Raw genomic sequence first — 9698 nt, 5'->3', positions numbered from 1 at the left:
GGGGGCTCCGGCCGGCGTCATCTGGATCACGATCAGCGCCTGCCCGCCGAGGTCTTTCTTGGCATTGGCCAGGGCGACATCGGAATTGTCCAACAAGACTTCCGGCGCCACATAGACCGTGGTGCCGGGATCGTCGAGCAGGTTGGCTTTTTGCCAATCCGGGCTGGCGACCAGGCTGGCGGCGTGAATTTCGAAGCGAGTACCGGATTGCGATTGTGAATGGCCGGTGGCGCAGGCGGTCAGGGCGGTGCTCAGAATCAGGACCGCAAGAATGCGTTTAAAAGAAGGAAAAGAAGCTGCAATCCGCATCAGAACTCATTCTCCTTGAGCGCACGCTCGGCGCGCTGTTTGGCGTTCTCCAGCGCTTCCTGCATGGAGCCGAACAAGCCCGCGGGGATGTAGGTCTCGGCGACTTCCGGTTCACGCGTGAGGCGCACGAAGACTTGCGCTTCGAACACGTCCTCGTCTTTCTTGACTGCGTCGAAACGGGCGATGTGGGTGCCGCTCTGTAGGACTTGCTCTGTCATGGATACCTCCATCAATGGCGATAAAGGATTGGACAGAGGCATGCCGAACAGGTTCGGAGCAATTTTCAAGCTCAGCGCAAATTCAGTCCTGGCGCGGGAAACGAACCGTGAAGATGGTCCCGCAATTGGCCTCGCCCGAGGTCAGCGTGATTTCGCCGCCGTGGTCCTTGGCGATGTCGCGCACGATGGCCAGGCCCAGTCCGCTGCCGGCGATCTTGTCGTTGACGCGATAGAAACGGTCGAAAATCAGTTCGCGATGTTCCGGCGCGATGCCGGGACCGGAATCCTCCACCGTCAGCAAGGTGGCATCTTCCTGCTCGCGGCAACTTACCGTCACGGTGCTTTGCGGCGGCGAATAACGCACCGCGTTGTCGACCAGATTGTCGATCAGGTCGCGCAGCATGAAGCGGTCGCCCTTCATGCGCGCCGGTTGCAGGTCGAAGCCGAGATCGATCTGTTTCTTGTCGGCCTGTTCGATGAAATGCTGCACCGATTCTTCCACCAGCTTGTCGAGCAGCAGGTCTTCCAGATGGGTCGGCTTGAAGCGGCTTGGCTCGGCGCGCGCCAGCGCCAGCAACTGATTGCTCTGACGCACCATGCGCTCGACCGACGAGGTCATCAGTTCGGTGGAATGCGCCGTTTCAGGTTCGTCGGCGTGACGCTGGTGCAACCACTCCAACTGCAGGCGCAAGCCGGTCAACGGCGTGCGGATCTGGTGCGCGACATTGGCCAGGAAATTCTGCTGCGCGCTGGCGCCCTTGCGGATGTTTTCCAGCAAGCTGTTGATCGCACCGATCACCGGCGACAACTCTTCGGCGGTCTCCTTGAATTCGATCGGCGTGAGGTTGTCGTGATTGCGCTGGTCGAGGTTCTGGCGCAATTCACGCAGCGGACTCAGGCCTTTATTGACCGCGATCATCACGATGGCGATCGAGAAGAAGGTCAGCGCGCCGTCCAGCAGCAACAGCGAAATCAGGATCACGTAGTGGGTCTGGTTGCGCTTGCGGAAGGTCTCGGCGATGCCGATGTAGATCGGCGTGCGTTCGATGCTGACATACAGCACGGCGATGCGCACCTGTTCGCCGTTCATCACGCCGTCATAAGTGACCGGTTCATTGGGCGCGGTTACATGGTTGACCGGCGGGAAGTTGTGATCGCCGGCCAGGGTCTCGCCGTTGGAGTCGCGCACGACGAAGTACATGGTGTCGAAATGATCCGAGCGCAGCATCTGCTCGGCCTGCTTGGTCAGCTCCAGCGACGTCTTGCCGCGCACGCGCTTGATCTGCGACGTCAGCGCCCAGGCGGCTCTGGTCGAACGCGTCCTGTGCCGGCAGCCATGCCAGCCAGTAAGTCAGGCCGGCGCCGATCAGGTTGACCGCGAGCAGCGGCGCGATCAGCCATTTGAGAAGATTGATTTTGATGCTGGGGCGCATGACGATCTCAGGCCCTCAGCGGGTGCGGCAGGAAAAAGACATGCCGGTTTGTGCCAGCATGCCTCAGGCTTCGCTCTTTTCCAGCATGTAGCCGAAGCCGCGGATGGTGCGGATGGCGACACCCGAGCCGGCGGTCTTGGTGCGGATGCGCGAGACGTAGACTTCGACCGCATTGAGCGTGACGTCTTCGCCCCACGGCAACACGGCGTCAATGATCTGCTGCTTGGACACCACGCGTGAGGCTTGCTGCATGAGGTACTCCAGCACGGTCCATTCGCGCACCGAGAAATCGACTTTCTTGCCGTCGATGGTGGCGCGCTTGGAGGACGTATCGAGCGACAGGCCGCCGATGGTCAGTTGCGTCGGCTGCGGGCTGCTGCGACGGATCAATGCCTTGATGCGCGCCACCAGTTCCGGCGTCGCGAACGGCTTGACGAGGTAATCGTCGGCGCCCAATTCAAGGCCGTGCACGCGATCGGGAATGGTGTCGCGCGCGGTCAGCAACAGTACCGGCATGTTGCTGCCGCGTGCGCGCAGGCGACGCACCACTTCAAAACCGTCGAGGCCGGGCAAGCCGATGTCGAGCACCAGCACGGTCGCGGTGTAACGCTGCAGCAACGCGTCGGCATCGGTGCCGTTGTTGACCGTGTTGACACTCAGTCCATGCGATTTGAGCATGCGCGACAGGCCGTCGGCCAGCACCAGATCGTCTTCCACCAGCAGAACGTTCATATTTCGGGACCAGATGAGAAATTCAAGTTGCGCAGGGGCAATCACGAGCGCATCGGACAGCGCAATTCAAAACGATTCAGCGCCGCAAGAGACGTATTGTAGCGCCGGCAATACCGCCGGAAAGCGACTTTGAGAGGGATCGGCGTTTTATTTTAACCACAGTCAGCATAACGTCAGCCTATCGTCAGCACAGCGACAGCACACCGCTTTAGTCTAGCGCACAAGCAATTGGAATGAGAATCGAAATCAATTCCTTCCACCTGCATCCAGCCAGCCAGACGGCCTCCGCCTTCATTGCCAGCCGAATTTCATGCGAACCAACCCAGACTGAAAACGCCAAAAATGAACCGTCTTACGCCGATCGCCGCAGCACTTGTCGCCGTGTTTGCCGCCCCCCTCGCCGTGCATGCGCAACAAACTTCCGCCCCTGCTACTGCTCCCGCCCCCTCGTCATCGCTCAAGGAAGTCGTCGTCGAAGGCAAGCGCGATGATTTCAACACCACGACAACCGCGTTGACCAAACTTCCGGCCGACCTGCACGATGTGCCGCAATCGGTGGTGGTGGTCAACAAGGCGTTGCTGCAATCGCAAGGTGCGACGTCGCTGTCGGATGCGCTGCGCAACGTCGCCGGCATTACACTGGGCGGCGCCGAAGGTGGTCAGATCGGCAACAACATCAACCTGAACGGCTTCTCGGCGCGCACCGATATCTATCTGGACGGCTTCCGTGACCGCGGCCAGTATTTCCGCGACACCTTCGCGATGGAAGAGATCGAAGTCCTGATGGGACCGTCGTCCATGCTGTTCGGTCGCGGTTCGACCGGCGGCATCATCAACCAGGTCACCAAGAAGGCCAACCTGAAGCAATCGACCGAGGTCTCCGCGTCCGTGACCACCAACGGCCTGGTGCGCACCACCGCCGACTACAATCATCCGCTGTCCGAGACATCCGCCGTGCGCGTCTCCGTGATGGCGCAAGACGGTGCGGCCACCACGCGCAACCAGACCAACGTGCAGGACTTCGGCTTGGCAGCTTCCTATGTGACCGGCATCGGCACCGCGACGGAAATCACCCTCTCGACGCTGATCCAGCACAACCATGATCAACCCGACTACGGCCTGCCGGCGCTGAACGGCCATCCGGTCAACGTCGACCGCGACACCGCCTACGGCCTCAACTCCGACCGCACCGACCAGGACGTGGTCTCGCTGAACGCCGGCATCAAGCACAAGATCACCCCGGACGTGACGCTGCGCAACCAGACGCAGTTCAATTACGTGCGCACCAACGCCGTGGAAACTGCGCCGCAAGGCATCGGCACCGTCGGCACGGGCGGTTACACGGCCTTGACGGGCGGTGCCAGCGCCCTGCCGCTGTCCAGCCTGTTCGTGCAAGCACAGAGCCACGATCGCACGATTCGCGATTACTCGATCTTCAACCAGACGGAGTTGTCGGGCAAAGGCACCTTCCTGGGCTTCAAGCACGATGCGCTGGTCGGTCTGGAAGTGGGTCACGATGGGTACGACGTGCAAAACTACTATCGCAACGGCACTTGCAACGGTGTCGCATTGACCGGCGCGGCGACTCCGACTTCGGGTTTCGCCGACTGTATTCCCCTGGTCAATCCGACCTATAGCGCGGCGGGCACCGGCGTCACCAGCAGCATCGGCAACCATCAGGGCGGCAGCTCCAACACCATCGCCACCTATGTCGGCGATACGCTGGAACTGACCCCGCAAGTCAAGCTGGTGGGCGGCTTGCGCTATGACAAGTTTGTCGCGCAGATCAGCAACTCGCTCAACTCCGGCAACATGCCGGCAGCAGCCAAGAACACCGCCCTCGCCTATGCCAATCAGAGCGTCAACTTCCTGAGCGTGCGCGCCGGCGCCATCTGGCAACCGACCGCCGCACAGGCGTATTACCTGTCCTACGGCACCTCGTTCAATCCTTCGCTGGAACAGCTGACCGGCACCGTCGGCCAGACCAACCTCGATCCGGAAAAAAACAAATCGTATGAAGTGGGCGGAAAATGGGATTGGGCGGAAAACCTGTCGCTCAACGCAGCCGTGTTCCAGATCGACAAGCAAAATGCGCGCAGCCTGCTTTCTGCGGGCGTGTATGCGCTGTCAGGCGATGTGCGCGTCAAGGGCGCACGCGCCGGGGCAACAGGCCGCATCAACAAGCAATGGCAGGTCGCGGCCGGCTATACCTACCTGGATGCGCAGGTCCTGAGTGGCGCAGCGGGCGACACCGCGGTCGGCAAGATCCCGACCAACACCCCAAAGCACACGCTGACCACCTGGACAACGTATGACATCGTGCCGCATTGGCAACTCGGCGGCGGCGCGACGTACATGTCGCAACGCTACGCCAATCCGACCAATACGGTGCAGGTCGGCGGTTATGTGCGCTGGGATACGACACTGGCGTATCTCCAAAAAGACTACGACATTCGTCTGAACCTCCTCAACCTGACGAACAAAATGTATTACGATGCGCTGATCCAGTCCGACGGCGGACGCTCGGTGCCCGGCACCGGTCGCACCGGCATGATCTCGGTCAACTATCGCATGTAATCTGAAGCCAATCTGAAGCAAGTGAAAGAAATCCACCCATGCTGATCGCCATTCCCAAGCTGCTCGACGCGCAACAACTCAACACCGTGCGTCAGCTGCTGGAACAGGCCGGTCCGGCATGGGTCGATGGTCGTGCGACCGCCGGCTATCAAGGCGCGCCGGTCAAGTACAACCAGCAAATCGACGAGCGTTCGGAAGTCGCCGCGCAGTGCCAGCACATCATCCTGTCGGCATTGGAGCGCAACCCGCGTTTCATCAGCGCCGCCTTGCCGAACACGGTCTATCCGCCGATGTTCAATCGTTACAGTGAAGGCATGACCTTCGGCGCGCATGTGGACGGCAGCGTGCGCATCCATCCGCACAATGGCCGCAAGCTGCGCACCGATATTTCCGCGACCTTGTTCCTGTCCGATCCGTCGACTTACGACGGCGGCGAATTGCAGATCCACGATACCTACAGCGTGCATTCAGCCAGGCTGGAAGCCGGCGATGTGCTGATTTATCCCGCCACCAGCCTGCATCAGGTCACGCCGGTGACGCGCGGCGTGCGCACGGCGTGTTTCTTCTGGGTGCAAAGCCTGGTGCGCGACGACGGCCAGCGCAGCATGCTGTTCGACATGGACAACGCCATCCAGACGCTCAACCAGACCGGCGCCGATGAAGTTGCACGGCGCACGCTGGTCGGCTGTTATCACAACCTGCTGCGTCAATGGAGCGATACCTGAGCAGGTGATCGCACGTGACGATCAATTGAAGTAACGCGCATCCATCCGGCGAAACACCAGCGCCGACAACAAGGTCACCAGACCGACGCAGACGAAGGTCAGCGTAAAGCTCCAGTCCCTCGCCCACGCCACGCCGTCGATCCCGCTCAGCATGGAGCCCGCAATCGTCACGCCCAGACCCAGCGCCAGCATCTGCACCATCGAAAACAGGCTGTTGCCGCTGCCGGCGTCCTTGCTGTTGAGCCCTTTAAGCGTGACGCTGTTCATCGCCGCGAACTGCATCGAGTTGCACACGCCGAAGACCGCCAGCTGCACAATGCCGATCCAGATCGGCCAGGCCGGCGTGATCAACGCGAATGACACAATCGCCGCACCGACCATCACTGTATTCACCAGCAGGAAATTCTCATAGCCGTAGCGACGCACCAGCGGCGCGATCCACGGCTTGGCGATGGTGCCGGCCACCGCCGCGGGCAACAGCACCAGGCCGGCATGCAAGGGCGAAAAACCGAGCTTGACCTGCAACAGCAGCGGCAACAGGAACGGCACCGCCGACGAGCCGATGCGGCAGATCAGGTTGCCGATCAGGCCGACACTGAAATTGGGTTCATTGAACAGCCCGAGCCGGAACAGCGGCTGCTCGTCGCGCCGCGCATGGACGACGTACCACCATACCGTCAGTACTGAAATCCCGAACAAGCCGGCGCTCCACCAGGCGCGATGTTCTTCCATCGGCACATCCAGCGCCAGCGAGAACGCCACCATGCAGGTCGACAGCAACGCGCAGCCGAGCATGTCGAAGCGCGGCGGCGAAACGATTTCTTCGGCAGGCAGGAAGCGATGCACTGCGAACATGCCGATCACGCCGACCGGTACGTTGATGAGGAAAATCCAGTGCCAGCCGATGGTCTGCGACAGCCAGCCGCCCGTCACCGGACCGACTACCGGTCCGAGCTGCCCGGCAATCGAAATGAAAGCCAGCGCCGAAATGTACTGCGCTCCCGGCACGCTGCGCAGTACCGCAAGGCGGCCGATCGGCAGCAGCATGGAGCCGCCCACGCCCTGCACCACGCGCGCCAGCAACAGTTGCGACAGCGAGTGCGCATTGGCGCACAGCAGCGAGCCGAGCACAAAAATGAGAATCGCGAGGAAGTAGACGCGGCGTGTGCCGAAACGGTCGGCCAGCCAACCGGATGCCGGCGTCAGCGACGCCATTGCCAGCGTATAAGACACCACCACCGGGTGCATCGCCAGCACCGGCTCGCCAAGACTGGCGGCCATGGAAGGCAAAGCGGTATTGACGATGGTGGTGTCCAGCGTCTGCATGAAAAAGCCCGATGCAACGATCCACAACAGGGCTTTTTGAGAGCGGGAAGAGTTAAGGGACATGGAAGAAGATTCTATCGTCCCTTGTGAGTTGGCAACAAGATCAGAATGCCGCCGGACGCCATTTCAGCAGGCGTTTCTCCAGCGATGTCAGCAGGTAATCCGCCAGCAAGGCCACCACCGCCAGCACGATCATCGCCGCGAACACGCCGCTGGCGTTGAAGGCGCCCTGGGCTGTCGAGATCAGCAGGCCGATGCCTTGCTTGGAGCCGAGGAACTCGCCCACCACCGCGCCGACCAGCGCGAAGCCGAAGCTCACGTGCAAGCTCGCCAGGATCCAGCTCAGCGCCGATGGAATCACCACGGCGGTCGTCACCTGCCGACGCGAGGCGCCGAGGATCTGCGCGTTGGCGATCATGTAGCGGTCGGCTTCACGCACGCCCTGGAAGGCGTTGCCGAACACCACGAAGAACACCATCACCACCGCCAGCGCCACCTTGGACGCCATGCCCAGGCCCAGCGCAATGACGAAGATGGAACCCAGCACCACGCGTGGGATCGAGTTGGCGATCTGGATGTACAGGCTGAACACGTCCGACATCAGCTTGTTGCGGCCGAGCGCGATGCCGGCAATGATGCCCGCGACGGAACCGATCAGGAAGCCCAGCACGGTTTCTTCCAGCGTGACCATGACCTGCACCCACAACGGGCCTTGCGAGGTGCCTTCCATGATCCAGTCATAGATCTGGATCACGATCAGCGACGGCTGTGAAAAGAAGAAAGGATCGATCCATTGCATCGTGGCGGACAATTCCCAGCCGCCGAGGATGATGACCAGAATCGCCAGCCGCAGTGAAATCACCAGCCAGTAGCGCTGTTTGATCTTGCGTTGCGCTTCGCGCTCGACTTCTGCGATCGCTTCCGGGCTCATGGCGCGGCTTGTATTTACTTGTGTCATGTTGCTCACCTGTCTTGTCGTTGGTGTGTGTGGTGTACGGAGCAGAAGCTGTTTCTGTAGAAAGCGTTTACTTGGCTTACTTGATCTGCACTTCTTCACGCAGGTCGGACCAGATCTTTCTGGAGATGTCGATGAAGCGCTGCTCGTAGCGCACTTCTTCCATCACGCGCGGACGCGGCAGGTCGATCTGGTAAGTGCTCTTCAAGGTCGCCGGACGCGCGGTCAGCACATACACCTTGTCGGCCAGCGCGATCGCTTCTTCCAGGTCATGGGTAACGAACACCACCGAGCCGGAGTGCGCCGACCACAATTGCAGCAACTCGTCCTGCATCAGCGTGCGGGTCTGCATGTCCAGCGCCGAGAAGGGTTCATCCATGAGCAATATCTCGGGACTGTTGATGAAGGTCTGCGCCAGCGCCACGCGCTTGCGCATGCCGCCCGACAACTGATGCGGATAGTGGTCGCCGAACTTGTCGAGGCCGACGCGACGGATCCATTCGTTGGCCAGTTCATAGGCCTGGTCCTTCGGCTTGCCGCGGAACAGCGGGCCGGCGGCGACGTTGTCGCGCACGCTGCGCCACGGGAACACGGCATCGTTCTGGAACACGAAGCCGATGCGCGGATCGATGCCGTTGACCGGCTCGCCCATCACGCGCACTTCGCCGATGGTCGGTTTAAGCAGACCGGTGATCAGGCTCAGCGTGGTCGACTTGCCGCAGCCGGTGGGGCCGACCACGGCGACGAACTCGCCGCGCGCGACGCTCATGGAAAAATCGCGCAAGGCGACGGTGACATTGCCGTCGGCGGTGATGAAGCGGCACGACACGTTGTCCAGTTCGATGGCCGGCGTATCGAGCTTGTTGGCCGTTTTTGCAGAAGCGGTGGCGGTTTGATTCATGGAGACTCTCTCGTCTGTTTTTTTGGATTGCTGGCCGCGAAGCGTCCCGCCGCGGGCGTTCCGGAGAACGCCCGCGTCAGGTGTCTGCTGTTCGCGCTTGGTTGAAACAGGCTCGCCCAGCTGATGAAAACGGGCGAACCATTGAACCGGTCTTGGTTGCTTACTTACTTGACCAGATTCACAAACTCATTGGTGTAGGTCTTGGACAGATCGATGTGCTTGCCCTTGACGTTCGGGTTGAACCCGGCCAGCACCGACAGCACGGTTTCAGGACCGCCGGCCGGCATCTTGCCGTCGGCCGAATACATCGGCAGCGAGTTTTCCAGCGCCTGAATGTACAGCGGCTTGTTGTTGCCGTAGTAGTCCTTCGGCATCTTGTCGGCGATCTCGGCGGCGCTGTGGGTCTTGATGAACTTGAGCGTCTTCACGAAGGCGCGCGCCAGCTTGGCGGCGTCATCCTTGTGGCCGTTCAGCCAGTTGCGCTGCACGTACAGGCTGGATGCCGGATACAGGCCGCCCAGC

At 61.1% G+C, this 9698-nt stretch carries 9 protein-coding genes and 1 pseudogene; 2 read left to right on the top strand and 8 right to left on the bottom strand.

Features of this window, described 5'->3' with window-relative positions:
* The 4 genes from HLUSI_RS0106900 to HLUSI_RS0106885 all read right to left on the bottom strand — a co-directional run.
* A partial coding sequence (locus tag HLUSI_RS0106900) for a hypothetical protein (RefSeq protein WP_029363223.1) occupies positions 1-309 on the bottom strand: 309 nt, incomplete at its 3' end.
* Positions 309-527, bottom strand: a complete 219-nt coding sequence (locus tag HLUSI_RS0106895; RefSeq protein WP_029363222.1) for a hypothetical protein — start codon at positions 525-527, stop codon at positions 309-311. The genes HLUSI_RS0106900 and HLUSI_RS0106895, both read right to left, overlap by 1 nt.
* Positions 528-609: 82 nt before the next feature.
* Entirely contained in the window at positions 610-1800 is a 1191-nt protein-coding gene (locus tag HLUSI_RS0106890; RefSeq protein WP_016833288.1) for a sensor histidine kinase, read from the bottom strand.
* A gap of 223 nt (positions 1801-2023) precedes the next feature.
* Entirely contained in the window at positions 2024-2692 is a 669-nt protein-coding gene (locus tag HLUSI_RS0106885) for a response regulator transcription factor (RefSeq protein WP_016833287.1), read from the bottom strand.
* Positions 2693-3034: 342 nt separating this feature from the next.
* On the opposite strand from HLUSI_RS0106885, the gene HLUSI_RS0106880 reads away from it, so the two are divergent.
* Entirely contained in the window at positions 3035-5269 is a 2235-nt protein-coding gene (locus HLUSI_RS0106880; protein ID WP_016833286.1) for a TonB-dependent receptor, read from the top strand.
* A 38-nt stretch (positions 5270-5307) separates the two neighbouring features.
* Positions 5308-5994 carry a Fe2+-dependent dioxygenase gene (locus tag HLUSI_RS0106875; RefSeq protein WP_016833285.1) on the top strand — a complete coding sequence of 229 codons (687 nt, stop codon included), beginning with the start codon at positions 5308-5310 and terminating at the stop codon, positions 5992-5994.
* 21 nt (positions 5995-6015) lie between these two features.
* On the opposite strand, the gene mdtD is transcribed toward HLUSI_RS0106875, so the two are convergent.
* The 4 genes and pseudogenes from mdtD to HLUSI_RS0106855 form a co-directional block, all read right to left on the bottom strand.
* A complete protein-coding gene (gene mdtD, locus HLUSI_RS0106870; RefSeq protein WP_029363221.1) occupies positions 6016-7383 on the bottom strand; it encodes a multidrug transporter subunit MdtD in 1368 nt (455 codons plus the stop codon).
* A 40-nt stretch (positions 7384-7423) separates the two neighbouring features.
* Positions 7424-8278: an ABC transporter permease gene (locus HLUSI_RS0106865; protein ID WP_029363220.1), complete on the bottom strand. Its 855-nt coding sequence runs from the start codon at positions 8276-8278 to the stop codon at positions 7424-7426.
* 76 nt (positions 8279-8354) lie between these two features.
* The gene (locus HLUSI_RS0106860; RefSeq protein WP_016833282.1) at positions 8355-9176 is read right to left on the bottom strand and encodes an ABC transporter ATP-binding protein; all 822 of its coding nucleotides are present in this window, start codon (positions 9174-9176) and stop codon (positions 8355-8357) included.
* A gap of 164 nt (positions 9177-9340) precedes the next feature.
* Positions 9341-9698 (bottom strand): annotated as a pseudogene (locus HLUSI_RS0106855) (ABC transporter substrate-binding protein); the annotation flags it as partial.

Source organism: Herbaspirillum lusitanum P6-12 (assembly GCF_000256565.1).
In the GTDB taxonomy this organism is placed as follows: Bacteria; Pseudomonadota; Gammaproteobacteria; order Burkholderiales; family Burkholderiaceae_D; genus Herbaspirillum; species Herbaspirillum lusitanum.
Note: the sequence above shows the minus strand (reverse complement) of the source record. Positions and strands in the feature narration are given on the sequence as shown.